This window comes from Marinomonas posidonica IVIA-Po-181 (assembly GCF_000214215.1).
In the GTDB taxonomy this organism is placed as follows: domain Bacteria; phylum Pseudomonadota; class Gammaproteobacteria; order Pseudomonadales; family Marinomonadaceae; genus Marinomonas; species Marinomonas posidonica.
This window is the reverse complement of the sequence record NC_015559.1, coordinates 198988-224973: the sequence shown is the minus strand read 5'-3', so window position 1 is coordinate 224973 and position 25986 is coordinate 198988. Positions and strand designations below refer to the sequence as shown.

At 44.2% G+C, this 25986-nt stretch carries 30 protein-coding genes; 11 read left to right on the top strand and 19 right to left on the bottom strand.

The genetic code is table 11. The features are described from left to right. Window position 1 precedes the first annotated feature (1 nt). Window positions 2-520: a glycine cleavage system transcriptional repressor gene (locus tag MAR181_RS01005; protein WP_013794747.1), complete on the bottom strand. Its 519-nt coding sequence runs from the start codon at window positions 518-520 to the stop codon at window positions 2-4. Window positions 521-594: 74 nt separating this feature from the next. After that, window positions 595-1824: an MFS transporter gene (locus MAR181_RS01000; RefSeq protein ID WP_013794746.1), complete on the bottom strand. Its 1230-nt coding sequence runs from the start codon at window positions 1822-1824 to the stop codon at window positions 595-597. A 297-nt stretch (window positions 1825-2121) separates the two neighbouring features. Here MAR181_RS01000 and MAR181_RS00995 point away from each other — a divergent pair, with 297 nt between their 5' ends. Together MAR181_RS00995 and MAR181_RS00990 are read left to right on the top strand one after the other, a co-directional pair. Then, window positions 2122-2760 (top strand): NAD(P)H-dependent oxidoreductase, encoded by a 639-nt coding sequence (locus MAR181_RS00995; RefSeq protein ID WP_013794745.1) that lies wholly within the window; start codon window positions 2122-2124, stop codon window positions 2758-2760. Between the two features lie 133 nt (window positions 2761-2893). After that, a complete protein-coding gene (locus tag MAR181_RS00990; protein ID WP_013794744.1) occupies window positions 2894-3436 on the top strand; it encodes a DUF3750 domain-containing protein in 543 nt (180 codons plus the stop codon). Window positions 3437-3493: 57 nt separating this feature from the next. On the opposite strand, the gene MAR181_RS00985 is transcribed toward MAR181_RS00990, so the two are convergent. Together MAR181_RS00985 and prlC are read right to left on the bottom strand one after the other, a co-directional pair. After that, window positions 3494-3754 (bottom strand): YheV family putative zinc ribbon protein, encoded by a 261-nt coding sequence (locus MAR181_RS00985; protein ID WP_013794743.1) that lies wholly within the window; start codon window positions 3752-3754, stop codon window positions 3494-3496. A gap of 64 nt (window positions 3755-3818) precedes the next feature. Continuing rightward, the gene (gene prlC, locus MAR181_RS00980) at window positions 3819-5846 is read right to left on the bottom strand and encodes an oligopeptidase A (protein ID WP_013794742.1); all 2028 of its coding nucleotides are present in this window, start codon (window positions 5844-5846) and stop codon (window positions 3819-3821) included. A 187-nt stretch (window positions 5847-6033) separates the two neighbouring features. On the opposite strand from prlC, the gene MAR181_RS00975 reads away from it, so the two are divergent. From MAR181_RS00975 to MAR181_RS00945, 7 genes are all read left to right on the top strand, one after another. Continuing rightward, a complete protein-coding gene (locus MAR181_RS00975) occupies window positions 6034-6588 on the top strand; it encodes a gamma carbonic anhydrase family protein (protein ID WP_013794741.1) in 555 nt (184 codons plus the stop codon). 69 nt (window positions 6589-6657) lie between these two features. After that, a complete protein-coding gene (locus tag MAR181_RS00970) occupies window positions 6658-7287 on the top strand; it encodes an RNA polymerase factor sigma-70 (RefSeq protein ID WP_013794740.1) in 630 nt (209 codons plus the stop codon). Between the two features lie 2 nt (window positions 7288-7289). Beyond that, window positions 7290-7484: a zf-HC2 domain-containing protein gene (locus MAR181_RS18705; RefSeq protein ID WP_013794739.1), complete on the top strand. Its 195-nt coding sequence runs from the start codon at window positions 7290-7292 to the stop codon at window positions 7482-7484. A gap of 99 nt (window positions 7485-7583) precedes the next feature. Continuing rightward, window positions 7584-7859, top strand: a complete 276-nt coding sequence (locus MAR181_RS00960) for a BufA1 family periplasmic bufferin-type metallophore (protein ID WP_013794738.1) — start codon at window positions 7584-7586, stop codon at window positions 7857-7859. A gap of 15 nt (window positions 7860-7874) precedes the next feature. Then, the gene (gene bufB, locus MAR181_RS00955) at window positions 7875-8783 is read left to right on the top strand and encodes an MNIO family bufferin maturase (protein WP_013794737.1); all 909 of its coding nucleotides are present in this window, start codon (window positions 7875-7877) and stop codon (window positions 8781-8783) included. After that, on the top strand, window positions 8773-9522 hold the full coding sequence (locus MAR181_RS00950; RefSeq protein ID WP_013794736.1) for an HvfC/BufC N-terminal domain-containing protein: 750 nt from the start codon (window positions 8773-8775) through the stop codon (window positions 9520-9522). The genes bufB and MAR181_RS00950 overlap by 11 nt, the downstream gene beginning before the upstream one ends. 13 nt (window positions 9523-9535) lie before the next feature. Continuing rightward, the gene (locus MAR181_RS00945; RefSeq protein ID WP_013794735.1) at window positions 9536-10006 is read left to right on the top strand and encodes a DoxX family protein; all 471 of its coding nucleotides are present in this window, start codon (window positions 9536-9538) and stop codon (window positions 10004-10006) included. A gap of 44 nt (window positions 10007-10050) precedes the next feature. Here MAR181_RS00945 and MAR181_RS00940 read toward each other — a convergent pair whose 3' ends face one another. The 14 genes from MAR181_RS00940 to MAR181_RS00880 all read right to left on the bottom strand — a co-directional run bounded on the left by MAR181_RS00940 (window position 10051) and on the right by MAR181_RS00880 (window position 21456). Further along, window positions 10051-10638: a biliverdin-producing heme oxygenase gene (locus MAR181_RS00940; protein WP_013794734.1), complete on the bottom strand. Its 588-nt coding sequence runs from the start codon at window positions 10636-10638 to the stop codon at window positions 10051-10053. A 101-nt stretch (window positions 10639-10739) separates the two neighbouring features. Further along, on the bottom strand, window positions 10740-11087 hold the full coding sequence (locus tag MAR181_RS18190; protein WP_083815550.1) for a YbaN family protein: 348 nt from the start codon (window positions 11085-11087) through the stop codon (window positions 10740-10742). Window positions 11088-11126: 39 nt separating this feature from the next. Next, window positions 11127-11690: a TadE/TadG family type IV pilus assembly protein gene (locus tag MAR181_RS00935; RefSeq protein WP_013794732.1), complete on the bottom strand. Its 564-nt coding sequence runs from the start codon at window positions 11688-11690 to the stop codon at window positions 11127-11129. Further along, the gene (locus tag MAR181_RS00930) at window positions 11690-12175 is read right to left on the bottom strand and encodes a TadE/TadG family type IV pilus assembly protein (RefSeq protein WP_013794731.1); all 486 of its coding nucleotides are present in this window, start codon (window positions 12173-12175) and stop codon (window positions 11690-11692) included. The genes MAR181_RS00935 and MAR181_RS00930 overlap by 1 nt, the downstream gene beginning before the upstream one ends. Then, window positions 12175-13056, bottom strand: coding sequence for a tetratricopeptide repeat protein (locus MAR181_RS00925; protein ID WP_013794730.1), 882 nt, complete (start codon window positions 13054-13056; stop codon window positions 12175-12177). The genes MAR181_RS00930 and MAR181_RS00925 overlap by 1 nt, the downstream gene beginning before the upstream one ends. A gap of 2 nt (window positions 13057-13058) precedes the next feature. After that, window positions 13059-13997, bottom strand: coding sequence for a type II secretion system F family protein (locus MAR181_RS00920; RefSeq protein ID WP_245546190.1), 939 nt, complete (start codon window positions 13995-13997; stop codon window positions 13059-13061). An 8-nt stretch (window positions 13998-14005) separates the two neighbouring features. Then, on the bottom strand, window positions 14006-14989 hold the full coding sequence (locus MAR181_RS00915; RefSeq protein ID WP_013794728.1) for a type II secretion system F family protein: 984 nt from the start codon (window positions 14987-14989) through the stop codon (window positions 14006-14008). Next, window positions 14990-16357, bottom strand: coding sequence for a TadA family conjugal transfer-associated ATPase (locus MAR181_RS00910; RefSeq protein ID WP_013794727.1), 1368 nt, complete (start codon window positions 16355-16357; stop codon window positions 14990-14992). Beyond that, window positions 16354-17598, bottom strand: a complete 1245-nt coding sequence (locus MAR181_RS00905; RefSeq protein ID WP_013794726.1) for a CpaE/TadZ family protein — start codon at window positions 17596-17598, stop codon at window positions 16354-16356. Before MAR181_RS00905 ends, MAR181_RS00910 begins: the two co-directional genes overlap by 4 nt. Window positions 17599-17613: 15 nt before the next feature. Further along, entirely contained in the window at window positions 17614-18288 is a 675-nt protein-coding gene (locus tag MAR181_RS00900) for a CpaD family pilus assembly protein (protein ID WP_013794725.1), read from the bottom strand. Between the two features lie 16 nt (window positions 18289-18304). Continuing rightward, window positions 18305-19690: a type II and III secretion system protein family protein gene (locus MAR181_RS00895; RefSeq protein WP_013794724.1), complete on the bottom strand. Its 1386-nt coding sequence runs from the start codon at window positions 19688-19690 to the stop codon at window positions 18305-18307. A gap of 47 nt (window positions 19691-19737) precedes the next feature. After that, window positions 19738-20676 carry a Flp pilus assembly protein CpaB gene (gene cpaB, locus MAR181_RS00890; protein ID WP_013794723.1) on the bottom strand — a complete coding sequence of 313 codons (939 nt, stop codon included), beginning with the start codon at window positions 20674-20676 and terminating at the stop codon, window positions 19738-19740. 18 nt (window positions 20677-20694) lie between these two features. Beyond that, window positions 20695-21243: an A24 family peptidase gene (locus MAR181_RS00885; protein WP_013794722.1), complete on the bottom strand. Its 549-nt coding sequence runs from the start codon at window positions 21241-21243 to the stop codon at window positions 20695-20697. A gap of 15 nt (window positions 21244-21258) precedes the next feature. Then, on the bottom strand, window positions 21259-21456 hold the full coding sequence (locus MAR181_RS00880; RefSeq protein ID WP_013794721.1) for a Flp family type IVb pilin: 198 nt from the start codon (window positions 21454-21456) through the stop codon (window positions 21259-21261). Window positions 21457-21818: 362 nt separating this feature from the next. Between MAR181_RS00880 and MAR181_RS00875 the strand changes: the two genes are divergently transcribed. Continuing rightward, the gene (locus tag MAR181_RS00875) at window positions 21819-22484 is read left to right on the top strand and encodes a response regulator transcription factor (RefSeq protein WP_013794720.1); all 666 of its coding nucleotides are present in this window, start codon (window positions 21819-21821) and stop codon (window positions 22482-22484) included. A gap of 3 nt (window positions 22485-22487) precedes the next feature. After that, the gene (locus MAR181_RS00870) at window positions 22488-23864 is read left to right on the top strand and encodes a sensor histidine kinase (RefSeq protein ID WP_013794719.1); all 1377 of its coding nucleotides are present in this window, start codon (window positions 22488-22490) and stop codon (window positions 23862-23864) included. On the opposite strand, the gene MAR181_RS00865 is transcribed toward MAR181_RS00870, so the two are convergent. Then, the gene (locus tag MAR181_RS00865; protein ID WP_245546189.1) at window positions 23861-25984 is read right to left on the bottom strand and encodes an efflux RND transporter periplasmic adaptor subunit; all 2124 of its coding nucleotides are present in this window, start codon (window positions 25982-25984) and stop codon (window positions 23861-23863) included. The two genes, MAR181_RS00870 and MAR181_RS00865, sit on opposite strands and share 4 nt — an antisense overlap. Window positions 25985-25986 lie beyond the last annotated feature (2 nt).

Sequence of the window (25986 nt, the reverse complement as noted above, 5' to 3'; positions counted from 1 at the left end):
TCTAGCCAAACTGGTTAACGGATAATTCAACTATCAGGTCGCTACTGATGCCCTCCAGAGCGTCCTCCAACTCAGATAATGGCAAATCCGCAGGCACCGACAATACCATTTCGGTCTTAAACAACATCTCCGAACTCATGGCGGCGGGTTCACAGCTTGTGGTTAACTCTTTCACATTCACCATCAAAGAGTGCAGCACTTGAGACACTTCATTCACAATACCGGCTCGATCATTACCCACTACAGACAGTGACAGAGTTGAGCCTTCCACGGCTTTTTCAACGGCCATTTCGACCGTGACATGAAGCCCTAAACTGACCAAACCGTGTAGGGCTTCTATTAAGCCTTGTTGCTCAGCAGGGGGAACCGAAACCGTCAAAATGCCAGCAAATTTATCCGCCAAATGAGCCATTCGACTTTCCAGCCAATTCCCTTGATGACGAGCAATCACGTCAGATAAACACTCAACGATGCCCGGTTTGTCTTCTCCAATAAAACTCAATACAAGATGTTGCGACATGTTCGTCTCCGTTGACTATGAATCAGTTACATAAAAGGCTTTCCTTAGCATAGGCGAAAGTCTCTGTTTCGCCATCACCCAGCACCTTTGGCGCGTTCTTGTCGATGAAAAAACCAAAAACCTAATAGGGCAGCTAAGGCTCCTGATACCCCACACAATAGGATCGAAGCTCTCGCACCATAATGATCCGCCATAAAACCAACAATAGGCGCTCCTAAAGCAGTGCCACCCATCGCAATGGCCAACACCACCGCCATCACACGACCACGATACACTTTTTCTGTGGCAAGCTGCATGTACGAGGCCGTAGAAGTCGTAAATAGCTGAGCGCCCAAACCAAGTGTAATCAGCATAATGGCAAACAGCCAAAAGCTTGAGCTCAAAGCAACGGCAAAGCAACTCACGGCATAAAACCCTGCCACATAAATCATAAAATGGAACGATGGTGAAGATTTACGACTCGCCGTTACAATCGCCCCAGTAATGGATCCGATCGCCATCATGGACACAAGAAAACCATATTGATCTGCCTGCCCTTCAAATACCTGTACAGTCATAGACGATAAATACACCGGAAAGTTCATACCAAAACAACAAATTAAAAACGACATGATGCAGATCACCGTCATTTCTCGGTGATGCCAGATGTATCGAAATCCATCTAAAAATTTCGCTAAATCTGGGCCAGGCGGACCTTGCTCAGCTTCAACTTTTGGTAAGCGACGTTTCAATAAAAACAAGGCCGTTAACAAGGGTAAAAAAGACACCACATTGATCATAAAGACCCAACCACTGCCCACCAAAGCGATTAAGATCCCCGCAACAGCGGGCCCAACTAAACGCGCACTGTTAAAAGAAACCGCATTTAATCCAACCGCATTAGACAACTCTTTTTCACTGACAATGTCGGAAACAAACGCATGACGAGCCGGCGCATCAAATGCCGCCACACACCCTAAGCCAAGTGCACAAAGACATACCTGCCACAACTCTACTTGTGCAGACAAAACCAATACACCGAGAACAAGTGCCAGTATTGCCATTAAGGATTGCGTCACAAACAACAGTTTCCGACGTTCTACTCGATCGGCCGTCCAGCCCGTGATGGGCAATAAAAAGATTTGGGGCGCAAATTGCAGAAACACCACTAAACCTACCGCCGCGGCATTGTTATCAGATAACTCTGAGATCACCAGCCAATCTTGCGCCGTCCGCTGTAACCAACCACCAATATTAGAAATGACCGCGCCACTGAACCAAAGGCGATAATTAGGATTAGCAAGGGATCGAAAGGTATTGGGCAAATGGTTCTCCTGAGAATCGCGCACTGTAATCGACAAGAGACTAAGCAGAGCACATTCAACAACACAAGAAAAGGCAGCTTATGCTCCCTTCGTCAATATCCTGAGAACTTACGCTTTATCTTCAGACAAACAAGCCGCCGTAAACAAAGCGTCCGTTGACTTGTTCAAAGCCGTTTCCACCGGATATCAGTGTTCTTTTCTTTGGCTTCCTCACTTTGTCCATAAAGTACATATTGAACTCCTGATAGAAAAGCCCCATATCGAGAGAATCAAAAACATTTCCATTAAGGATGTCTCATGTCAAATTTGTTAGACAAATTGAACTGGCGCTATGCCACCAAAAAAATGAACCCAAACAAGGCAGTAGAACAAGAGAAAGTCGATCGTATTCTAGAAGCGGTTCGCCTAACGGCGACGTCCAGTGGTTTACAACCTTATGAAGTCATCGTCGTGACCAATAACGAACTGCGTGAACAAATCGTGCCACACGCGTGGAATCAAGCTCAAATTACCGATGGCTCTCATCTACTTGTCTTCGCGGCATGGGACAACTACACAGAAGGTCGCATCAACGAAATGTTTGACCTAGTGAACGATGAACGCGGTTTTAAAAGCGAAGGCTGGGAAAACTACCGTCAAATGCTATTAAACGCATACCCTACTCGTGATGCAGAAACCAACTACCAACACGCCGCTCGTCAAGCTTACATAGGTTTAGGGACGGCTTTGATTGCCGCCGCTGAAGAAGGGGTTGATAGCACGCCAATGGAAGGTTTCGACCCAGCGAAAGTGGACGAAATTTTGGGATTAACAGAACGCGGCTTGCGCTCTGTCATCCTGTTACCTTTAGGTTACCGTGCCGACGATGGCGATTGGCTTAAAGATTTGAAAAAAGTACGCCGCAGCAAAGACAATTTTGTGACTGAGATGAAGTAATCAAACTCTGTGAAAACATATCTAAAGCGCCGACCCTGAGTCGGCGTTTTTATTGATACCGTTAATACACAAAAATAACATGGAACCCTTTTTTATCTGAGCACTCTAATGAATCAGCTATCAGGAGATTTCAATGTATAAACACTGTGGATTTATATTGTTAACAGGGTTACTCAGTGCTTGTTCTAGTGACGGTTGGAAAACCGCTAGCCGCGAACCTGCTGGCATCGCGCCATCGCCAGAGCAGGAAAAGCAAGCGGTCATTGAAGTTTATGCCGCCGATGCTTATAGCTGGCGAGGTTGGTTCGCCGTGCACACCTGGATCGCCACGAAAGATGTCAATGCGGCACAATATCAAGTTTATGAAGTCGTTGGCTGGCGCGTCAATCGAGGGCTACCAGCGTTATCCCATTATCAAACGCCGACACCGGATCGTTATTGGTTTGGTGCCAAACCTGAAAAACTACTTTCCATCACAGGGGCAAAAGCACAGTCTCTGATTCCCGATATAGAGCAAGCAGTTAAGCGTTACCCCTGGGCAAATCATTACAAAGTCTTTCCTGGCCCAAACAGCAATACCTTTCCTGCTTGGGTTGGTCAGCAAGTACCAGAACTTGGACTCAAACTCCCCTTTAGCGCCATCGGCAGCGGTTATGCCAACAAGGATACTCAGTAACCTCAGGCACAAAAAAACGGACCCGAAGGGATCCGTTTTATCTTCTATGAACAACCATTAATGTTTCGTTGAGCCTGGGTTTGGTATGAAATTAATGACCATTTCTTCTGCTTGTGGCGCACTGGCGTGTGGCTGATTAACACGAGTCGCCAATTCAGGCGCTTGCGCCTGTACATTAGTCGATTGCTCATCTTGATAACCACAAGCGACACATTCTCTGTGCTGCTTTTCAGCATCATCATCTCGCCATGCACGGATTTTATCCATCTCATTACAACGCGGACATACCGCCCCTGCAATAAAGCGTTTTACTGTCATTTTGTGTCCTCATCAAAGCCGCCGAAGTGAACGCTAGGGCGGCTTAATGCAGCCTTGTTTATGGTTACGCGGCAATACCACTGTGTCTTAACAAAGCATCCGTGCTTGGCTCACGGCCACGGAAGGCAGCAAACAACTCGGCTGCAGGTCGCGAACCACCATTAGCCAATATGGTATCACGGAAGTGCGCGCCCGTATCTTGGTTAAAGATGCCATCCTCTTCAAATTTCGAAAACGCATCGGCCGACAAGACTTCCGCCCATTTATAACTGTAGTAGCCAGCGGCATAACCACCCGCAAAAATATGCGAGAAACCATTTTGAAAACGATTAAACGACGGCGGTGTCACGACGGCTACCTCAGCACGTACCTGATCTAGCACGGACTGAACAGATACACCCGGCTGATAATCTTTGTGCAATTTGAAATCGAATAAAGAAAATTCTAATTGTCTTACCATTTGCATAGCGGACTGAAAGTTTTTCGCCGCGAGCATTTTATCTAGCAAATCTTGCGGCAAAGGTTCCCCGGTTTCATGATGTCCCGCAATGTAAGCCAGTGCTTCAGGCTCGTAACACCAGTTTTCCATAAATTGGCTAGGCAGTTCGACCGCATCCCATGCCACCCCATTAATACCTGATACGGCGGATTCTTCTACTTGGGTCAACATATGATGTAAGCCATGCCCAAATTCGTGGAACAGAGTGGTCACTTCGTCATGGGTTAACAAAGCGGCTTGCTCACCGATTGGCGGGGTGAAATTACACACCAGATAAGCAACCGGTAATTGTAAACGAGCATCGCTCAAACGACGGCGGGTTCGACAAGCGTCCATCCAAGCACCGCCACGCTTGCCTTCGCGAGCATAAGGGTCGAGATAGAAACGGGCAATGTCTGTTCCTTCCTTGCTGATGGTGAAAAGTTTGACGTCTTGATGGTAACGATCAAATTCACTTTCTTCACGGATATCCACAGCAAATAAGGTTTGTGCCACGTGAAACAATCCGGACAACACTGTACCCATTGGGAAGTAGGGACGTAATGCCTCTTGTGAGATGCTGTATTTATACTGACGCAGTTTTTCTGCGTAGTACGTCATGTCCCAAGCCTGTAATTGATCAATGCCACTTTCTTCTTTGGCATACGCTTCAAGGTTGGCCAAATCCTGCTCAGCAGAAGGCTTTGATCGCCTCGCAAGATCATCTAAGAAATCAATAACTTGCTGGCCATTTTCAGCCATTTTAGTGGCCACAGACAGCTCAGCATAATTTTCAAACCCAAGGATATCGGCCATTTCATGACGTAAGGCTAGAATGTCCTTGATGAGTGGCGCGTTATCGTATTTCACATCCGCTTGATCCGATGCTCGTGTTGCAAAGGCACGATACATTTCTTCACGTAACACGGGACTGTCCGCGTAGCTCATGACTGGCATGTAAGAAGGGAAGTCTAGGGTAAATAACCAACCTTCTTTATCCTTTGCTTGCGCCATTTGTTTGGCTTGAGCCAGTGCAGATTCCGGTAAACCCGCCAATTCAGACTCGTCGGTAATCAATTTGCTCCAAGCTTGCGTAGCATCCAGTACATTTTCGCTAAATTGACTGCTCAGCTCTGACAAGCGCTGACTGATTTCACCATAACGTTGCTTTGCCTCACCTTCTAAGCCCACTCCTGACAATTCAAAATCGCGCACCGCTTGCTTTAAGGTTTCTTGTTGCGCAATTGATAAATGAGTGGCTTCTGGGCTTTCCGCTAAGGTTTTATAAGCCTGATACAAGGCTTTATTCTGGCCTAATTCAGTGTAGTACTGAGTTAGTTTAGGTAAGCAAGCATTATAAGCGGCACGCAACTCAGGTGTATTTTGCACGGCATTTAAATGACTGATTGGCGACCAAAAGTTACTCAGGTCGTCCTCTAATTGATCTAGAGGTAGGATAAGGCTTTCCCAGCTGGGCTCTTGATTGGCTGTGACACAAGCATCAATTTGCTCTTTATTGCGCGCTAAAATGGCGTCTAAGTCCGCCTCTATACTAGACACTTCCACGCCGGAGAAATTCGGTAAACTCGTCGCATCCCACACGGATTGAGACATATCATGGTATCCTTTTGACAATGTAATTAAGCCTTCGACTGAGGAAGAATGTCCTCTTTCAGTAGTAAGGTACAAATAAAACTAATGCTTAATAAGATAGGTAGTCTTTTGCTTTTTTCAATGCATGAAAGACTATTGCCTTAATAGTTACCTTAATTATGCAGGTTATAAACCTAGGAGAGTGCAAATGGTGATGAAATCGTTTCGCGGTAATACACCACAATTAGGTGAGCGAGTTTGGGTCGATGACAATGCCGTGGTGATTGGTGATGTGATCATTGGTGACGACAGTTCCGTTTGGCCGCTGGTCGCCATCCGAGGCGATATGCACCGCATTCGCATTGGCAAGCGCACTAGCATTCAGGACAACTCATGCCTTCATATCACCCATGCCAGCACCTATAAACCAGAAGGACATCCGCTTACCATTGGGGATGATGTCACCGTTGGTCACATGGCCATGTTGCATGGTTGTACCATTGGCAGCCGAGTCTTGGTCGGCATGGGCACCACGATTCTTGATGGCGCGATTATTGAAGATGAAGTCATTATTGGGGCCGGTTCTCTTGTGCCGCCAGGCAAACGATTGGAAACTGGGTTTATGTATATGGGCTCGCCAGTGAAACAAATTCGTCCTCTTAAGGTCAAAGAAATCGAATACTTTCAATATGCTGGACTAAACTACGTTAAGCTCAAAGATGAATATCTAGCAGAAGCGGAAGATTCAAACATCGGCCAATAAAAAAACATTGGCAAACTTTGTAAGTAATGTGAACGTCAAACGTCTAACGCTTAAGGTACTGAGGTTAAAATGGTTAACGCAAACCCATCGTCTGATATACCGAATTCGCCATCCGTTGGCATTTTTACCGATCTTGAATTTATGGAAGAACTCCGTAATCAAATGCTGAAATTTGCCATGTTACAAGTCAAAGATGCTCAGCTTGCCGAGGATGCCGTTCAAGAGGCGATGCTGTCGGCGTATCAGAATATTGATAAATTTGGTCGTCAAGCGGCACTCAAAACCTGGGTATTTTCGATTTTAAAAAATAAACTCATCGACTTGCTGCGCAAAGAAAAACGTCTTGTGGTGGCCAGTCAGCTGGAAGAGGGGCCAAATATTTCAGGGGAAGCGTTGATGGACAAACTCTTTAGTGAAAATGGCCATTGGCAAAAACACGAGCGCCCTCAGAAATGGGATGATCCAGACCATGGGATCGAAAATGAACATTTCTGGCGAGTGTTTGATGCTTGTTTGAATGCGCTTCCTGAGAAATACGGTCGCCTTTTTATGATGCGTGAGTTTTTAGAAATGGAAACGCCTGAGATTTGTCATAATGAAGAGATCTCCGTTACCAGCCTCAATGTGACCCTATATCGCGCTCGCTTACGTTTAAGAGAGTGCCTAGAAGATAATTGGTATCAAGCAAAGGCGTCCTAACTATGATGAATTGCAAAGAAGCTACCCAGCTACTATCGGAAAAGCTTGATCGACCTCTCGCCACCAAAGAGAAAGTTCTCTTAGGTGTTCACACTGCGATATGTTCGTCATGCAAACAATTTGGAAAACAAATGGAAGATCTTCGCACGATCTCCAAACACTATACTAAACTACCTGATCAAGACGACAAAAAATAATTTTTCGTCTTGTGTGTAAGAAATGAAAACCATTCTACGTCAAAAGCTTGTAACCCAAAGACACGTGTCTTTTAAATAACAAACTATGAGGTTTTAACAATGAAAAATTCAACCGCTACTTTATCTGTTGCTCTAAGTACTGCTATTGCGCTTTCTGCCGTGGCCATGCCTGCTCACGCCGCTAGCAAAGAAAAATGCTACGGCGTGTCATTGGCAGGTCAAAATGACTGTGCTGCGGGTCCTGGTACTTCTTGCGCTGGTACATCAAAAACAGACTACCAATCCAATGCATGGAAATTTGTACCTGCAGGCACTTGCACTGAGATGACATCGAAAACGTCATCAACAGGCCATGGTCAGTTAAAAGCGTTTTAATCAACGCGACGTATCATGACCTATCCCTTGTTAAACGAGACTCATGCAAAACAAGAAGGGCAGACAACGACTCCTTGTTTTGCGTCTCATTCTGGCGTTAGTCTCAAACCCATCTATTATCAGACCATTTTAGAAAATCGCCCAGCAGTGGGTTTTTTTGAAATACATGCTGAAAACTACCTTAGCCAAGGTGGTCCTGCGGCCTATTTTTTGCGCCAAATTCGCCAAGATTACGACATGACGATTCATGGCGTGGGGTTATCAATTGGTGGTAAAACGCCTCTTGATACCACGCATCTCCAAAAAGTCGCACAACTCGTTGAAGAGATTCAGCCAGCCTATTTTTCAGAACACCTTGCTTGGTCCACTCATGGACACCACTTTTATAACGACTTACTGCCCATTCGATACGACAAAGAAAGTTTAGATCGAGTGTGTCAGCACATAGACCAAGTTCAAACCCTGATGAAACAACCGATCTTAATGGAAAATCCGTCCACGTATCTGACATTCACCAATAGTGACTTCAGCGAAATTGATTTCATTAGAGAAATGGTAAAACGCACTGGCTGCGGTCTATTGCTTGATGTTAATAATGTTGAAGTATCCTGTTTTAACCAGAATAACCAAGCCATGGATTACCTAGAGGCTTTCCCAATAGAAGCGGTTAAACAGATCCATTTGGCTGGCCATACGTTAGATAACAACCCGGTCGTGCCATTAAAAATAGACAGTCATGATGAGGCTGTCAGCCAAGATGTTTGGTCCTTGTATCAATACACCTTACAACGACTCGGCGATTGCCCTACACTCATCGAGCGAGACGGTAACTTACCCGAGTGGGTAGAATTGATGGCCGAAGCGGCCTTTGCAGATCGCATTCGACAAATGGTAAAACAGGGAGGCTCATTGAATGCATCGTGATTTTATCCAAGCCTTGTTATCGCAGGACAAAAGCCACCTTTATCCTCTACTCAGTGGTGAAGCGACAGAAAAAGCCGTGCGCTTTCAGGTGTATCAAAATAATCTGGTGGTGTCATTACAGGAAGCATTGGCGGATATTTTCCCGGTCACGCAAAAACTCGTTGGCGAGGATTTTTTTCGCGCCATGGCGCGGGAATTTTTACTTCATCACCCCCCTACGTCCCCGATTATCAGTGAGTATGGGGCCAATTTTTCAGAGTTTATTAGACAATTCGAACCGGCTCAAAGTGTAGCTTTTCTACCTGATATGGCCAGCTTGGAGTATCAATTACTGCAACTGACCCATGCCGCTGAAATGGATACGTTAAATCATCAATCCATCGCGGTAACCTTTGAAAAGACACATGACCCGGGCCAACTCTTGATGGAGATCACGCCAAACTGCCAGCTTTTACATGCCCCTTTCGCGATTGGCTCCTTGTTTCTGGCGAATCAGCAGGATGTCTCAAGTGATCACATCGACATCAATGAAAGTGAGTACATACTTCTCCATAAAAGCTTTTTATACGCTAAACTAAGTGTCATCTCATTTGATCAAGCCTGTTTTATCAAAGCACTACAAGAACACATACCGTTAGCAAGCGCCGTCCCTGAATCAGACGATTTCGATCTTGGTAGCAGCCTAGCCAAACTCATTGAATGGAAGCTAATCCGTAACATTTCCCTAATGACTGACTAAAAGAGACAACGCCATGCTATCGACATTATTTAACACCCTTGAAACGGCCTTAAAGAACATCCCAGAATCTCTGATTTTATTAATCGCCCGTTTTTCCCTAGCGGCCGTGTTCTGGTTGTCTGCTCAGACAAAAATAGATGGCTTTGCCATTAACTTCATCAGCATGCAATTCCAACTCGGATGGCCGCACATTTCGGACACCACCTATTTCTTATTTGAACACGAATATGCCTTACCACTTTTGCCACCCGCATTTGCGGCGGTGATGGCAACCATTGCCGAGCACGTACTCGCTGTGCTGGTTCTGATCGGTTTTCTAACTCGTTATGCTGCACTTGGTCTAGCATTGATGACCTTAGTGATTCAGATCTTTGTGTATCCAGATGCTTATGCGACACACGGTACCTGGCTGGCGATTAGTCTATTGTTGATGCGTAAAGGGGCAGGAAAATTCTCACTGGATCAGCTCAGACGCCCGTTGTAGACCCGAAAAAGCACCTAGGGTTAGGTGCTTTATAGATTGAATCGTTAAGCTAAGCTCTTTAATGTTTTCTTGTAGAACGCAAAGGCTTCAGTTGCCCCCTTCACAGCTTCGATCTCTTGTTCTTCTGTCAGCTTTAACGCATCCAGTTGTGCAACAAATTTACGCCAATGCGGTGCCCGTCCTTCAGGATGTGCCGCCAAGTGTTTAGCACCATGCTCCGCATCAAAATTGAGCTTCTGCGTTTCCTTATAAAGAAACGCGGCGCCGATGTTGGAGCCTTCAGCACAATACAGCCAACCAATTGCTTGGAATAGATTTGAGACTGACGCGATTTGATCAGGCGAAACATTCGGCTCAAGTTCCAAATCTTTTAGATCAGACTCCACCGCTGACAGCCTAGGTAAATCGGCTAAACCAGGAAACCATTCTTGCAAATCATCATTCTGATAAAAAGGCGCGACACTTAAGTGAAAGATATGCTGTAGACGCAGAAACTTGGCATAATTTTCGTTATTTAAAAAAGGTTCAGATTGCATCACGAGTTGGTCAACACTATCGTGATTGGTTCTGGTTGAATATTTCAGCTTTTTAGCAAAGGTAAGAATTTCTGGTTTTTCTTGAACGGTTTCCATTGGGCACCTCGATAACATTTGAAACTCTTAAAATAATAAGAATGGACCGACAAAATAGCCATGAAATTTATATTAAGAAAAACTCATGTTCGTTTGTCCTTTTATACATGACTCGGACGTGACCAAACCCAAATAAAACTAATAGAGATTCCGAATAAGCCAAAACCAATAAAATAAATATTGAGGCCGCTATAAAATAAAAAGCACACACATAGAAGCATGCTAATTGATGAGAAAATTTTATTATTTAGCGATATAACTTTTCCATTTCTCCAATCATTTAAAACCGGACCAGTGAAGCGATTGGCATGTAAAAAATGATGGATTTTTGGCGATCCTTTTGCGGAAGACCAAGCGCACAACAATACAAACTCTGTTGCCGGAAAACCCGGGGTAATGACTCCAAATATAGCCAGACCTAAACTTATTACGGCGATTATTTGATACATTAGTTTTTTACTTTTTATCAACACTGTGTCTATTTACCCTTATTCTTCATAATCCACACCGACTTCACCTGAAAGCCTCTGATCCAACACAACAGAATGATAAAGCAGACGATTGACTGACATCGACTCCATTTTTTTACTTCCCAACAAACCGCTGTTTATTATCAAATCATCACTGTAACGACATAACTGAATGACCAAAAAGGAGGCATTATTGGCATCGGAATCCTCTTCTGGCATTTGATCTAAATATTGTTTTCCTGAGCTCATTTCAGCACAAACACCGCTTATCTTTCCTCGCCTAATGGGTAACCAATCCATTGATCTATCTATATTGACCTTGGACACAATCAGCTCATACTCTTCATCCACAAGGTCATCAATAGTGTGTTCAACTAAATAGTCAAAGCTGTCGATATTCCACTCCTGCTGATTGGCCAAAATAGAAGAAAGATTATGAGAAGCCTGTTCCATAACACCCCTCATACGATTGATGTTGTATAAGTCAGTACTCACTAACAGAATTCCAATAATAATAGGCAGCGACAATGCAAATTCAATAACAGTAGTCCCATAATCGCTGACTAAAAAGCGTTGTCGCATTAGGCTTCATCCCCTAAAAGATCGCCTAAAACATGTCGATATTCATGCTGAAATGAATCACCAAGGCCAAAAAAACTGGGTAAAGGTGTTATGAAAGTTTCGTTAAGGTACACGCTGAAATTCAGAATAGGTAAAGAATAATATGTATTTTCTGACTCTTTTACACCAGCAAATTCATTCAAATTTGAGAATCGCTGCAATTCGATTTGGATATTATCTGGATGAATTATATTAAATGACCCTTCAATGATATTATCACTCGTCACTTTTTTTATTTCTGCTTCGCTTAATGTATTAAACAACGAATCTTCTCTAAAGCTCTGCACACTCCGCTCAATAGACACATCGACTAAGGTAATAATAAGCGCAATTCTTGCCAACTCAAAAAACATCATTAATATAAATAAAATCACGGGGAATATAAGAGCGACTTCGATTGAAACAACGGCACTTTTACTTCTCAAAAAAAATGGAAATGTGCCCATTATTCAACATCCTTTAATTTTAGGGGTGTATTACTCAGCGCAAAAAGTTCAGTTTCGACAGCAACACCATTTTCGACACGATGAAGAGAAGTCGAATATTGATCGAGTATGTGTTCCGTGTTTTGTTGAGGAAGCGCTGCCATTAACACCTCTCTTGCCATGTCTTCTCTATGATAAAAAACATACACCAAGGCTAAATTAAGACGAGTCGAAATGGCCATGTTATTGTGTTTTGTCCTTAACAAACTAATGGCTTTTTGATGCTCCCCTAAAGCGAGCCAAGTCAAAGATAAGTTATTCACAACCAACTTACTTGAAGGAGACAGGTCGATGGCTTTTTGCAGTTTTTTTAAGGCTTCAGGAAAGTCTCCCTGTCTATTTAGAACCACCCCCATGCCATTCAATGCGACAACACTGTTTGGATTAGCCTGAAGAGCGCATTGAAAATTGGATGAGGCTTGATCAAACTGTGATAACGCCAAATGGGCTCGACCTAAGCCAACACAAATCGCCTGTTTCTGCTCCGACGTTATATCCCCTTCTAATGCTAATTCTGCACGCTTAAACAAAGCAATGGCTTCAAGAGGTGACAAAACGGACGCGGATAAACTGGCATACTCCAGCACAAAGGCCTCTTCTAATTGACCTTTTTCATCCATATTTTCATAGACTTCATACGCTGCTTTATAGCGACCATTGTCTCTCAGCAAATGCGCCAACTTTAACGCTTCCTCAGCATTTTCGGCTTCATATGGTGCACTCTCTATCACCGGCACACCGTCTCTTGTCACTTGACTGGTGCACCCCGTCAATCCCATTAACAAGAGAGTGGTGATAGCCCATCCACGGCATGTATTGTGTGTGTTCTTTTCCAACAACATTGTTAACTTCCTAACATACGGATAATGCGAATCATGGCGGGCGTTCCCATCATGGCAATTACTGGAGGTAAAATAAAAACCATCAGCGGGACACTTAATTGAGCCGGTAACTTTCCCGCTTTCTCTTCCAACTCTAAAACCATGTTTTTTCTACTTTCTACCGAAATGGTGCGTAGAGCCTGAGACAGGGGTGTGCCGTAACGTTCAGCTTGTATCAAGGTCGATACCATGGCAGCGACATTATCGACACCACAACGGTCAGCCAAATTCATCAGTGCTTTTGATCGATCACTGAGAATTTGTAATTCAGCATGGGTATAACCAATCTCTTCGGCCAATTCCGGTGAGGAAAATGCCAACTCTTTAGAAACGGTTTTAAAAATACGCCCTAAGGGCAAGCCTGCTTCGGCGCAAATCACCATCAAGTCCAATGCATCAGGTAAGCTCGATGACAATTTTCCACCTCGACTGGCCGCACGCATCTTTAACCAAACTTCTGCACCGAATGACGATAAAAAGAGAATAATCAAACTGCCTGCTAAGCCAGTTAAGCTGAGTCTGTCGCCTTTCTCTAACACAAAAATCACAAACATAACGGACAAGAACAGACCTAATGCCAGTTTGCCGAAGGTATAAAGTCCTAAAGATTGAGAATGCCTTAAGCCCGCCATCAGCAATAATTTTCTCGTGGCAAAGCGATCGCTTTCGGTACCAGCTAACTCTCGGCCAATTCGATCTAAAGGGGCCAAGCATTTGCGCCACCATGAGGTGGCCATATCGGCTTCAATCAAAAGAGAAGTTTCAAGTGCTGTAACCAAGACAGGATCTTGATGCGACGACAAGCGCTCGGCCAGTGTTTTTGGTTTGGTCCGCACATACAGAGCCAATAAAATCATGCCAGCGGCGCACAGAAAAAGCCCCAACAATACTGGGAGTATCATCTCTTCTTTCATCGAATCACCCGTTTGATCATAAAGTGCGTAATCGTTAACCCGGTCAGAACACTGCCAAACGCATAGATCAAGACACTGTTACCTGTGGGGTCAGTGAGCAAAAACGTAAAATCTTTGGGTGAATTGAAATACATATAGGCTAAGGATAAAGGCGCTAGCATTGCCACAATAACAGCAGACGCTCTCACCTCTGAGGTTTTAGCGCGAATCTTTAGTGCCAGCTCCTGACGTTCGCGTAACGTTTCAGAAAGGCGCTCTAAGGTATCGCTCAGTCGTCCCCCCGCCTCTTGGTTAATCACCAAAATGACCGCAAAAAATCGATATTCATTAAGAGGAACTCGGATGGCGGAATCTTGCATTGCTTGACGTAAAGACAGCCCTAATGACAGCCATTTATCAATTAAGGCAAGTTCCTTTGCAAGTGGGCCAGGTAAGTTATTCGCAATTAAACCAAAGGCATTGGTTGCAGGTACGCCCGCTTTTACGACACGTACAATGGAATCTATGGCTTGTGGTAGGCTCTGCTTAAATTCTTTTAAATGCTTTCCCATCGCATTGCGATACAACAAAAAAACAAGGGCGATAAAGAACCCCAAGGACAACAACACACTTCCTACAATGGGGAATTGGCTGCTTTTTCCCAAGGTAAAACCCAACAGCAAACAAGGTGCTGCTAATAACATTGCTCTAGAGCGCCATTTTTCTTGCCAACCAAGTAAGGAAAAACCCAGCCATACGCGTTTGACCCATCCCCCCATTACAGGAAAATCAAACCATAATGATTCCGCATTTTTTCGTTTTATGTTCATGGAGTCTTCAACGGCAGCACGTTGACTCATGATTAATTGCTGTTTTAAAGAGCTCAGAAAAGCCTCATTCTGCTTTGCTTTCTGTCGACTTTGGACACCAAAATAGATCAGCAAAAATGCACTCATGATGAGGCTAAAGATAATAAAAGGAAGCAGATAATTTTGGTTCATTTACTCAATATCCCCAAAATAATGAGAATGAGTGGCGTAGAAAGCGGGCCTTTGACCAGAGGAAACAAAGTCACCGACAATTTTACCGGACGAATCAATACTGTCTGTTTGAAATCCATATAATTCTTGAGTTTGAATGACATCGTCCTCCATGCCGCAAACTTCCGTCACAGAAACAATTCGACGAGAGCCATCTCGCATCCTTTCAACCTGTACGACCAAATCGACCGCACTTGCTATTTGTCGTCGTATGGCTTCTTGTGGTAATTGCATTCCCGCCATCATCACCATATTTTCAAGTCGCATAATGGCATCACGTGGGGTATTCGCGTGTACCGTACAAAGCGAGCCGTCATGCCCAGTGTTCATGGCTTGTAGCATGTCAAAACTTTCACCTCCTCGGACCTCACCCAAAATAATACGATCAGGTCGCATCCGTAGCGCATTCCGCACCAAATCACGCTGATCTACCTTGCCAGTACCTTCAGCGCTGACAGGGCGAGTCTCTAAACGCACCACGTGGATTTGTTGCAATTGAAGCTCTGCAGCATCTTCAATTGTGATGATTCGATCATCCCCGCTAATCTCTTGAGACAAGGCATTAAGAAGCGTTGTTTTACCCGCGCCAGTTCCCCCTGAAACAATGATGTTTAATTTTCCCTGCATGGCTCTACGCAGTACTGTCACCATATCAGCCGATAGGGCATTACCACTTTCCAACACTTCCAACGACATGTTCCGACGCATGAATTTTCGTATCGAAATTGACGTACCATCAATCGCAAGAGGGTGAGTGATAATATTGACTCGACTGCCATCAGCCAGACGTGCGTCCACCATAGGTTGAGTTTCATCGATACGACGGCCAACGGCTGCGGCAATTCGTTGCGCAATATTCAATACATGCTCTTCATCAATAAACCGAATCCTTGATAATTCAAGCTTACCGTAGCGCTCGATAAATACTTGACCAGCACCATTCACCAAAATATCGTTCACGGAATCATCGGCTAATAAGGGTTCAATTGGGCCAATGCCGATCATTTCATGGAACATTTCACGACAAATGGCTTGCTCATCATCGAGTGATAACTGCAATCGGTTGTGGTCACAAATTCCACGAATAATCGATTCAATTTGTTGATTAAGTTGCTCGTGGCTAAGCGTGGCAGCTTTAACGGGATCAATTTGTTCGTACAGCTGCTGACGAATCAAACGCTTATTTTTATGATTCAAGTCGCCTAACTCATCCGCCATCTTAGGTCGAGAAATCGGCGGCTCATTGGATTTGCTCAGGTTCCCTGATGGTGAATGATCAGACGCTTTCTTTTCCGTTTGCTTGACCTTTAGAGCCGACTTAATGATCACAATCGTGCCCCTTTAACGCGCAGCTTCTTGCTATCATTATTCAGTCGAATTTTGCTCAAAAAATGCATCATAGGAGGGAGCGAAGACATACGGTCTTGAGGTTCTTTTCCACATGCCAGATCAGCAAGATGCAATAAACGATGAGTTAACTCTGGAAACGCGTCAAATGACAATTTACCTTGCAGCAGACTTTTACTTAAGCCGCCGCCCACAAACGGCAGCTGAATGTCAATTTTTCGGCCTACAAATTCCTCAAAAGCGGCTTGAGTAATCACCTCAACACCCGGCTGACGAGAAGCGTTTCGTACTAATACTATTCGCTGACCATTTGACTCATCACCGATTTCGTTAAGTAACCTCAAGGTATTTCGGGCATCGGTCACGGTCAGATCAACCAGAATAATTCGGGCTTGGCTGTGCTTTAGAACTTCCAACGAACCATTAGGTTGAGAAGAAGGTAAATCCCAAATGACTTGGTTAAATATACGACATAGCCCTGCTCCCAATAGCAGCATTTGATCGGTATCGTCTATGTCTTTAGCTTGATAGTTAGGTTGTTGTGCCAGCAGACTCAAGCGACCATCAATTTCTGTCATAGAACGTTCTAGCAGACGCGTATCAATCTTGTCAGTTTTTAACACACTGTCTAAGCCAGACTCGCCTTTCGCCCCTAACATCAGATCGAGACAACCATTTCTTCGGTCAAAGTCCACTAATGCAGATTTAAAGTAGCGTTGATTTGAAAGCAGCCTCCCCAAAGCATAGGCAACGAGTGATGTGCCAATGCCACCTGAAGACCCAGTTACGGCAATAGTACGACCAGTGCCAAGCGATTCACTGTCCTCGCCTTTTTGAGCCTTCTGGATCATTTTGGCCATCATGTCTAAAGGAGCGGGTTTCACCAAGTAATCAAACACCCCAATGGAAAGCAATGCGCGGTATTGATCAATACTCTGATCTGACCCCACGATAATCAGTTTGCTACTGGGGCTTGTTCGCTCTAACAACTCGGAAACCGCCACCAAAGGTGTATGAACCTTATCGATATCCGCAAAAATAAGATGGGGGATGGGGTTGTGTTTACACCACTCGTTTGCCGCCGAAATACCACCAGAGTGCACCACGTCCGGAGCGTACCCCAACCTCACCAAACGATCTGAGATGGTCGATTTTTCTTCTTTTTGCGCTGTAAAATAGACAATGGAAGAAGCTTTCTCAGTTTGCATAATTTTATCACTCATCTCGCATCTCCAAGCTTAGTCTTCATTGAAATCAATATCTAAAAGCGGTGTCACGTCAGATTCGTGATAACGAGTCATCGCTTCAACGGCATGAATACCATCAGCGTCATCCAGTGTCCTACCACGTATAAGATCACGAGGGTCAGCAACCATTTGGGCAAGATTGACCCGATTGGCACAACCAAGCGTCCCAATTGCCTTATATGGGTTAACCGACCAAGCCTGCGAATCCTGAATGCCGCAATTTTTCGTCACCACCACCATGGCCTCGGATCTGAGAGATAAATCCCATGCTTCTGGCTTGTCTTTCGTGGAACTAGGGGATGTCGCCGTGGCTTGATATTGAATGGGCAGAACCTCAAGCTTGTTTTCCTGAACACCTAACGACAACAAAGAGGCTTTTAAATGCGAAGCAAATTCATCACCTTTGTCGGTATAGGGCTGTAGCCAGATTTCTTGACTGGATAAACGCCCTTGATTTCGTAATAAAGCATTCACAGCGTCCAGCGCCGATCGCTTCAAACTACCGTTCTCTTGTAACGTTAATGAAATAGACGAAACCGTTGGTTTTACAACAAACGCAGGGGTTCCTTTTTCAGCTTCAGCAGAACCATTACGCAAGCGATGAACCGTATGATCACAGCCACTTAGAAAGAGTAAAAACACAACACCTATAGAAAGAATACGCATACTAGAACCTTCTTAATCAATATAAATAACCCGCCGATGCTAAAGGCGGTAAATGCCCTTCAATCGTACTGATGCCTTGCGCTGGGGATTGATAATTACTGGCTGACGTGGGCTCAACAATATAAGCCGTTGCGATAATGACTAATTCTGTTTCTTCCTTTTCACTCGCCTCCGTTTCAAATAAGCGCCCTAATCCAGGAATACTTCGCAAGCCTGGGACGCCGCTTACCGTTTGACTGACACTGCTTCGCAGCATGCCGGCCAACGCAAAACTTTGGCCACTGGCAAGTTCAACGGTTGTATCAGCACGACGAACTTTAAAGGCAGGAACAGTGAGATCGCTGAGCACAACGGACCCTTCATCTGATAGATCACTAACTTCAGGGGCAATGTGCAAACTGATTCGATTAGGTGATAGGAGTGTTGGCGTCATGCGCATAATGACCCCATATTGTTTATATTCAATGGTTACGCTGTTGTTTGTCTGAATCACGATAGGTACTTCACCGCCTACTGCAAAGCCCGCTGTTTCACCAGACATGGCGGTCAAGTTGGGCTCTGCTAAAATACTCGCCATACCATCGCTAGACAGTGCAGAAAGTACGCCCCCCACATTACCAATGGTGCCGCCCAACACCCCATTGGTGATACCACTTCCATCAAAGACACCCGTTGAGGCATCGAATAAGCTACTACCGTTACGAATAAATCCCGTATTGTTGTCAAACAATGCATCCCAACTAAACCCTAAGCTGTGACTTAGGCTACGAGACACTTCAACGATTCGAACGCTGATGTTAACTTGCGAGGATAAGGCGACTTTCAACTGATTCACAATTCGTAGACCTTGTCCTGGTGCACCGCCCGGACCGTTTGTCGAAGTGCTGGCCCCCAGATACGACTCCACACTGCTAATGACTTGTTTGGCTTGCTGCGGTGTCTGCACTGTCCCACGGACAATTAATCCTTTATCCGTCGCAGGCCCAACTTGAACTTCTGTACCAGGTACCTCTTCTGCTACCTGACGGGTTAACCCAGCTAGGTCATAACCAGAAGTTAACGTCACAGCAATAATCACATCGTTGTTTTCATCCAATGCGTACAAGGTTGTGTCCCCCGGCGCTTTGGCAAATACGAAGACATTATCAGGTGAAGGCATTTGAAAACTGGCCACTTGTGGATTGGCAATCAACACCTTTGACGCGGCTTTCGGTAAATTAAGCAATGTGCCTTGGTTTACGTGCAGCTTGACTTGACCACTTACCACAACCTCTTCAAATCGGGACTCGGTGACACGCACGTTATTATCCGCCTCTTGATCCACATCATAGGTGGCATAACTGAGCGTTGACTGAAGGCTACAAACGGCAAACAATGTCAAAAAATAGTATTTGGAAAACATCAAAAAAAATCCATTGTAAAATTTACTAGGCGGTTCATGAGTCGCATTCAATTCATGAATTGTGCGGTATCCTGACTCTCTCCTCGAAACATCATCACCGAGGTCTTTTCAGCATTTTGCTTAGGCTTAAAGCTGTCATAAATGTCTGTCACTTGCCCTAACGTGGTGACTTCACTTTGAGACTCATTTGTTGAGATCGTGGACACGACAAGGTCGTGACCCTGAACGCTTCTTAGAGCCAACTGCAACGTACCCACTTCGCGTGCAACGGTGAGTCGCTCAACGTCTTTTGGCAGCACTTCTAACGTGACTGTTTCGTAGGATTTACGCTTATTTGAATCGGTTTTCTTGTCTTTTTTTGATTCGACTTTCTGTACCTTTTCTCGAAACGCGTCCACTGTGCCGTTAAGCGCTAAGACTCGGACATTACGTAACAAGGTTTGAGACGCTAATTTTGGCAGTTTAATGGTGGCAAGCGGGTCATTGTCTGCGCCTTGTTCATGGTCTCTTTTTAAGCTTAAAATCACATCGACACGATCGCCACCTGAGATCAACCCAGCATTACTCGTTACCACATCAGCCGGTATCGCCACGGCTCTCATTCCCGGCTTTAGCACTGACGCAATAAATCCAGGCTCCCCCGGAGAAACCAGCAAGTCACTTTCTAATGCCGTTCCCGCTAGAATCGTTTGTGTTACGGTCGCGCCATACAGTTGGCTTTTTTCATCCAACCCTTTTAAGAAAAATGCATCTTCTGGATATTGTTTTTCCGCAGATTGCCACTCTAAGGACGTAGCATTCATAAAGTCCCCCGGCCTTAAGGTGTTTGACGCCACCAAAACCGCTCGATAATTGGGCTTTTTCGGCACAACTTTAGCCACCTTTTTTGGTGACGGCTCTGAAGTTAGAAGAGCGCTACCAAGAAGTGCTCCGCCCAATGCGAAAATCAGTGCACCAGACACAAAAAAAACAGATGAAGCTTTCATTTAACATTCACTCTTGTGTTAACGAAATAAAGGGCTTATGAGCACATAAAAATAGCCAACCGATATGGCCAGTCCATAGGGCAGTCCTTTCACCCCTTCACGGGAGAACGCAATAGGAGCCGGAATTCTTAAACCTGGATATCGCTCTGAAAATTGCACAATGGCTCTCGCGCCAGCAAGCTCGATTAGCGAAATAATCGGCAAAAACAAGGCAAGTACACCACCTGCCAACGCCGTCACCACCAAAAAAGTCAGCTGCTGATCAACGCCTACCCATAAGCATAAAATCGACATCAATTTAACGTCTCCGGCACCCATTTGACCGACTAAAAACAGACAGAACCCCACCAGCAATACACCGACAGCGCCCAAACCGGTATAACCAAAATCAGCCAATAACGCCGCTCTATTTTCACCTGACATGATTAAAGTTATCGCAGCGGAAGCCAGCCAAAGCACCAACAGCACCAATACCAAACGATTGTGTATACGTCGGTAAAATAAGTCCGTCACAATGACCCACAGGGAAGCTAATGTCAGGATGGCAGGCATGGCTAAATCAAACATTGGAGTGTCTATTACCTATTCTGTGCCAGGGTTGTCAGTATTTGTGATCTGTTCGGCGATCGAAGAAAAACGCTCTTTTAATGCCGTTACAAAGACGCCATCTGAACCAAATATGACACCAATTGCCGCTGCCATTGCCGCGGCAAGAATGCCGTACTCAATGGCGGTTACGCCTCGTTCATCAGACAAAAAACGTTTTATGCTTGATTTCATCACTTCCTCTCAACTTCACAATAATGGTTGTACTTAGTCGAGACATATTAAGATTGATTCTCATTAGCGAAACAATAGGCAAAGCATTAAGAATGCTTAATGAATAGAAGCTGGTTCTCTTTAGGCTGCCATTGGTAGGATGTGAGCATCAATTAATATGACTGAAGCCGAAATGAAATTAAGCGCTTAAATTAATTAATATCTATCGATTACAAAGAGTTGAAATAAGTATTTTCAGTATTAGACAAAACGGCTTGTAAAGTTACGTTAAAATATTTATTGATAATAGTTATCATTATACTTTAGAATCCCCTGAATTGTTTTCTAATTCTATAAACTCAAACCTTACTGAGATAAATACTATGCGTATTCTGATTGTTGAAGATGATGTCTCTGTCAGTCATTGGATTAGCAGCAAACTGCATGCTTCAGGGCACACATGTAAATTAGTCGATAATGGAGAAGATGCCCTTAAGCTCATTAAAGAAGAAGTGTTTGATGTCATCTTGCTTGATCGTATCATCCCAAAAATCGATGGCATTCAACTGTTGGGCTTGTTGGCAAAGGAGTCTCATCCACCGGTTTTAATCTTATCCGCGAATGATCAGACCTCAGATCGTATTGAAGGTCTGAGAGCCGGAGCGGATGACTACCTAGGTAAGCCATTTGATTTTGCTGAATTACTTCTTCGTTTGGAAAGACTTTACTGCCGTACAAAACAAGTTGCATCTAGTAACTTTATAAAAATCAAAGACATGATCATTAATCTAGAGCGTCATGAAGTGACTCGCGACGGCCATCGAGTAGACCTCACCAACAAGGAATTCAAACTGCTTTATGTGTTGGCTGAGCATCCAGGTCAGACAGTGACACGCAGTATGTTGCTTGAAAAAGCATGGGGCTACCACTTTGATCCACAGACCAATGTGCTGGATGTTCACTTGTCAAAACTTAGAAACAAATTAGATGGCGGCTCAAAAAATCCCATCATCCGAACCATTCGATCCGTCGGGTATGCATTAGGGTAAACCGTGTTTATTAAGCCATTACTTCATAGCAGTAGCTTCCGACAAGCTGCGACCATTGCGTTTATTTGTTTGCTTATTTCCTCTGCCGCCATACCCATTTGTGATCATGTTCTCAGCAACATTATGAAAAGCCATGTTCGCGGAATGATCTTCGAAAATTTTGAAAATCAGAAACTTAAGGGGTTGTTTAACAGCAGTAGACTGCTTGCTAATCAGCTCACCACAAACTATCAATTAGATACTCGAAAAGACCATTTTTCGTTCATTCTGGATAGGCAAGATCAACTTCTATATGGTCAACAAGCGACACTAACGCGAAACCAAATTCAAACATTGAGCCATAACCGGTCAAATGCCCCAAAGATTTTATCGCTAAAAAGTAAGCACAGTGAATTATTCGGCTTACTGACACCACTGGCTGACGGCGGCCTTTATTTTAATGCCTATAACATTCAACCCATGCTACAACAAACACGCATTATTCCATTGATGACAGGTGCCGGCTTACTGGCCATCCAATTGTCAATCTTACTCATTAGTCTGCCTTTTAGCCTGCATAATTTATTTCGTGTAAACCACATCATTGAAGCTTTAGAACAATATGCGCAAGGCAAACACGATGTTAGGGTTAACTATAAAAATAACGGTGATGAGTTTGGCCAACTGGGTAAAGAAATTAACTTGGTTCTCAGTCGCACGGAAACATTAATGGGCGAGGTACGTACCATTACTAGCCATGTTGCCCATGAACTGAGAACGCCATTAACCCGGTTACAACATAAACTCATCAACTTGTCTGAAAAAACCGATGAGCACGAGCTTCAGGAGCTGGAAGAGGCGATTAAAGAAACAGAACAAATCCAGAGGTTGTTTCGTTCAATTATGCGTTTGTCTGAGGTTGAAACAGGACAAGTCAGTCATCAAAAAAATAAAATAAATGCATACGACATACTCCATGAAGCGTATGAATACTATCTACCTCTGGCAGAAAACCTCGATATTCAATTAAACATAGTGGCCAATAAAAAATATCATTTTTATGCGGATAAGATCTTAATTTTTCAGGCCATTGCCAACCTATTAGATAATGCTCTCAAGTATGCGCCTGACAGTAAAATCATCACTCTTAGCATAGAATCTTCATTAGGTAACACCCTTATCAAGGTGTCTGATCAAGGAAAAGGGATCGCCGAAGAAGATCAATCTGTTGTCACCAAGCGCTTCAAACGGCTCACCAGTAAACAAGATGTTTTTGGTCATGGTTTGGGACTCACTCTAGTTCAAGCCATCACCACTTTACATAATGGCGAGTTAACGCTAATCAATAATCATCCGGGATTAACCGTCTGCATCGCACTTCACTCTAATGAAATAAACTAGAACGAAGATTCCCTAACGAGGACTGAGACCACTCTCTTTACAAGCTGACTCAATAGACTTTCTGCCTTGGCATCAATATAGACTTCACCCCGTATTACCCAATTTGGCGAAACCGCATTAGGTTCTGTTGGTGTTAGAAAAGCCCGATAGACCGCCTCCTCAGCGATAGGAATTGGGTCATTTTTAGCGTTGCTAGCCGCCACTCTTCCGCCATAAACCGAAGCTAATTCCGGTGCAGAAGTTAATTTAGTCGAAGCAATATTTTCAACACCTTCTAAGAATAGAGACAACTTCGGATAAGAAAGGCTTTCGGGGATAAAATACGCGTTAGAATCGACCTTAATTCGATTGAGATCGCTTTCCTTTATATAAGCTTCTACTGTATTTGATCGGGTATTAACAAGCATTCCTAACCCTTCCCCTGCGGCCAGCCAATCGCCTTCATGATGCTGATTGGATTGCGTCACCACGACACCTTCAAAGGGCGCGGTTAGGGTTAACTGTGTCAATTGTTGGTTGATTAGCGTTAAACGCTGATTGGCTGCTGAAAGCTCCTCGTTAAGCACCTTCACACTGGCGGAAGCGTTCGGACTGAATGGATTAACATCGGCTTGTTTTTGCAATCGAGTAATACGCAACGTCAACCTATCCGCTGCTTGATTCAGTTCCGGCGAAACAAATTCAAATAGCTTTTGCCCTTTCTTTACGGTCTGATGAGACTTAACAAATGAACGATGCAGCTGCGCATTTGCAGGAACGTATAGGTTAAACTGTTGAGAAGATCGCATCACAGCAGGCGCACCGACTTGGCTTTGCCATGGATAACACAATACAAATAACAGTAAGGCCAACAGTGTCAGACTGCATAGGGTGTTTTTATTCCAACTCATAATACTTCTCTTCTGCTGCCAAACTCTCAACTCTCTGAATACGGGCAATACAATAAACACCAACAGTTCCACAATAAATAAAACAATGCCTAATAACTTAAACGCAAAGTGGTAGACCATAAGGGCGATGCCGACATATAAAAACAATCGATACAACCAGGTGACAAGCGTATAACTCATCAATACTCTCTGCATACGAGGAGAGTAGGTTTCTGGTGGCGACTGATTAAACGCAAAAATCCATTCTCTAATCTTCCACCGAGTGACCGCAAAAGCTCTGGCTTGTAAGTTTGCTATTCCAAGAAAATCAGACAACAAAAAATACCCATCAAAACGCATAAAGGGGCTTAAATTAATCAGTAAGGATAAGATCCAAGTCGTCGTAGCCAACATAAAGGCAAGGCTCTTGCCCGTTCCTTCTGGCATAAAACTCCAGAACAACAGTGCCCAAGCACCCACTAACAATTCAACGATGACGCCAGCCGCACCAATCAGCATCCTTTGCCCTTTACTTTTTAATCGCCAAGCACTCGATGTGTCTGTGTATAAAACAGGCCACAGTACGAGCAATGCAACGCCCATTGTTGCAACCTTTCCACCGTAATGTTTGCAAGTATAGGCATGCCCTAACTCATGCAACGACTTAGTGAAAAAAAGCGCCAACACAAGGGCTAACATGCCTTCAAAAGAAAAAAAGTGCATATAAGTGTGCGTAAACGCTTGCCATTGGCGGCTCACTAAAAAAAGCCCGAGAACAGCCGCAAGTACAGAGAGGAATATAAATAACCGACTGAAAAAGAACCGCGCTAAAGGCAAGGTAAGCGCTAAAAAAGCATCAGGGCGACATAGGGGAACGCGAAAAAATAAATAATGGCGTAACAGCCAACGAATAGGCTTTATTGAATCCCATTTCGCTTCGCTCTGAGGCTTGGTGAGACACGTATTTTTCAATAAATGATGTCCCTGCAAAAAACCATAAAAGGCCTTCACATCCTCTACTGAGATAAACAGAGCCAAGTGCTGGCAAATATCTTCTACAATCGCTTGAGCACTGTTCAGCGACCAGCGTGCTAGCATCTCCATTTCATGCCAACCGAGACGATAAAATTGCCCACTGATTGGATCTTCTAGTGTCCAAGTCGGCGCACCGAATGCATCTTCTGGCGCTTCGAAGAGTTTCAGATCTTCTCTTAACGGTGCCCATTCTGTCGCCGTTGCATCAAGCATCATTG

Bases quoted from the DNA above. Each gene is read 5' to 3' on its own strand.
- MAR181_RS01005 (WP_013794747.1), bottom strand. From the start codon at position 520: ATGTCGCAACATCTTGTATTGAGTTTTATTGGAGAAGACAAACCGGGC.
- MAR181_RS00995 (WP_013794745.1), top strand. From the start codon at position 2,122: ATGTCAAATTTGTTAGACAAATTGAACTGGCGCTATGCCACCAAAAAA.
- MAR181_RS00990 (WP_013794744.1), top strand. From the start codon at position 2,894: ATGTATAAACACTGTGGATTTATATTGTTAACAGGGTTACTCAGTGCT.
- MAR181_RS00985 (WP_013794743.1), bottom strand. From the start codon at position 3,754: ATGACAGTAAAACGCTTTATTGCAGGGGCGGTATGTCCGCGTTGTAAT.
- prlC (WP_013794742.1), bottom strand. From the start codon at position 5,846: ATGTCTCAATCCGTGTGGGATGCGACGAGTTTACCGAATTTCTCCGGC.
- MAR181_RS00975 (WP_013794741.1), top strand. From the start codon at position 6,034: ATGGTGATGAAATCGTTTCGCGGTAATACACCACAATTAGGTGAGCGA.
- MAR181_RS00970 (WP_013794740.1), top strand. From the start codon at position 6,658: ATGGTTAACGCAAACCCATCGTCTGATATACCGAATTCGCCATCCGTT.
- MAR181_RS18705 (WP_013794739.1), top strand. From the start codon at position 7,290: ATGATGAATTGCAAAGAAGCTACCCAGCTACTATCGGAAAAGCTTGAT.
- MAR181_RS00960 (WP_013794738.1), top strand. From the start codon at position 7,584: ATGAAAAATTCAACCGCTACTTTATCTGTTGCTCTAAGTACTGCTATT.
- bufB (WP_013794737.1), top strand. From the start codon at position 7,875: ATGACCTATCCCTTGTTAAACGAGACTCATGCAAAACAAGAAGGGCAG.
- MAR181_RS00950 (WP_013794736.1), top strand. From the start codon at position 8,773: ATGCATCGTGATTTTATCCAAGCCTTGTTATCGCAGGACAAAAGCCAC.
- MAR181_RS00945 (WP_013794735.1), top strand. From the start codon at position 9,536: ATGCTATCGACATTATTTAACACCCTTGAAACGGCCTTAAAGAACATC.
- MAR181_RS00940 (WP_013794734.1), bottom strand. From the start codon at position 10,638: ATGGAAACCGTTCAAGAAAAACCAGAAATTCTTACCTTTGCTAAAAAG.
- MAR181_RS18190 (WP_083815550.1), bottom strand. From the start codon at position 11,087: ATGTATCAAATAATCGCCGTAATAAGTTTAGGTCTGGCTATATTTGGA.
- MAR181_RS00935 (WP_013794732.1), bottom strand. From the start codon at position 11,690: ATGCGACAACGCTTTTTAGTCAGCGATTATGGGACTACTGTTATTGAA.
- MAR181_RS00930 (WP_013794731.1), bottom strand. From the start codon at position 12,175: ATGGGCACATTTCCATTTTTTTTGAGAAGTAAAAGTGCCGTTGTTTCA.
- MAR181_RS00925 (WP_013794730.1), bottom strand. From the start codon at position 13,056: ATGTTGTTGGAAAAGAACACACACAATACATGCCGTGGATGGGCTATC.
- MAR181_RS00920 (WP_245546190.1), bottom strand. From the start codon at position 13,997: ATGATACTCCCAGTATTGTTGGGGCTTTTTCTGTGCGCCGCTGGCATG.
- MAR181_RS00915 (WP_013794728.1), bottom strand. From the start codon at position 14,989: ATGAACCAAAATTATCTGCTTCCTTTTATTATCTTTAGCCTCATCATG.
- MAR181_RS00905 (WP_013794726.1), bottom strand. From the start codon at position 17,598: ATGAGTGATAAAATTATGCAAACTGAGAAAGCTTCTTCCATTGTCTAT.
- MAR181_RS00900 (WP_013794725.1), bottom strand. From the start codon at position 18,288: ATGCGTATTCTTTCTATAGGTGTTGTGTTTTTACTCTTTCTAAGTGGC.
- MAR181_RS00895 (WP_013794724.1), bottom strand. From the start codon at position 19,690: ATGTTTTCCAAATACTATTTTTTGACATTGTTTGCCGTTTGTAGCCTT.
- cpaB (WP_013794723.1), bottom strand. From the start codon at position 20,676: ATGAAAGCTTCATCTGTTTTTTTTGTGTCTGGTGCACTGATTTTCGCA.
- MAR181_RS00885 (WP_013794722.1), bottom strand. From the start codon at position 21,243: ATGTTTGATTTAGCCATGCCTGCCATCCTGACATTAGCTTCCCTGTGG.
- MAR181_RS00880 (WP_013794721.1), bottom strand. From the start codon at position 21,456: ATGAAATCAAGCATAAAACGTTTTTTGTCTGATGAACGAGGCGTAACC.
- MAR181_RS00875 (WP_013794720.1), top strand. From the start codon at position 21,819: ATGCGTATTCTGATTGTTGAAGATGATGTCTCTGTCAGTCATTGGATT.
- MAR181_RS00865 (WP_245546189.1), bottom strand. From the start codon at position 25,984: ATGATGCTTGATGCAACGGCGACAGAATGGGCACCGTTAAGAGAAGAT.